The organism is Vibrio sp. 1069 (assembly GCF_033340555.1).
In genome coordinates this window covers 1-592 of the sequence record NZ_JAWOWP010000642.1, presented here as the reverse complement: position 1 = coordinate 592, position 592 = coordinate 1, and the positions used below count along the sequence as shown (strand labels likewise).

1 protein-coding gene is annotated in these 592 nt (G+C 44.3%); it reads left to right on the top strand.

Annotated features, from left to right (window positions below; translation table 11 throughout):
* Nucleotides 1-324 precede the first annotated feature (324 nt).
* The coding region (locus tag R7040_RS28220) for a dihydrofolate reductase (RefSeq protein WP_318097853.1) at nt 325-592 on the top strand (268 nt) is incomplete at its 3' end.

Sequence of the window (592 nt, the reverse complement as noted above, 5' to 3'; positions counted from 1 at the left end):
TCTGAAGGGTGCTGGAGCCAGTGTAGGTTGCAAGGTTGTGATTTGAGCCACTCGGAGCTGTATGGTTTAGACCCCCGGAAAGTTGACCTTACAGGTGTAAAAATCTGTTCGTGGCAACAAGAACAACTTTTAGAGCAATTAGGTTTAATAGTAGTACCTGACTAAATTTGATGGTTTGAACACACACATAACAAACGCCTCAAGAGGGACTGTCAACGCGTGGCGTTCCCAGTCCCAATGAGCTGTGGTGGTTACGGTTGTAAATTTAAGCCGTGCGGTAGCGTTGCCAGCCCCTTAGGCGGGCGTTAGCCCTCAGGAGGAAAAATGAAAATATCCATTATGGCAGCAGTTTCTGAGAATGGAGTAATTGGCTCTGGATTGGATATACCTTGGCATGTACAAGGTGAGCAGCTCCTGTTCAAAGCTATGACTTACAATCATTGGCTTTTAGTCGGTCGTAAAACTTTCGACTCAATGGGTAAACTTCCCAATAGGAAATATGCTGTGGTTACTCGCTCAGAAATGGTCTCGAATGATCCAGATGTTATTTATTTCACCAGCATTGAATCGGCATTATCTTACTTAGACAATA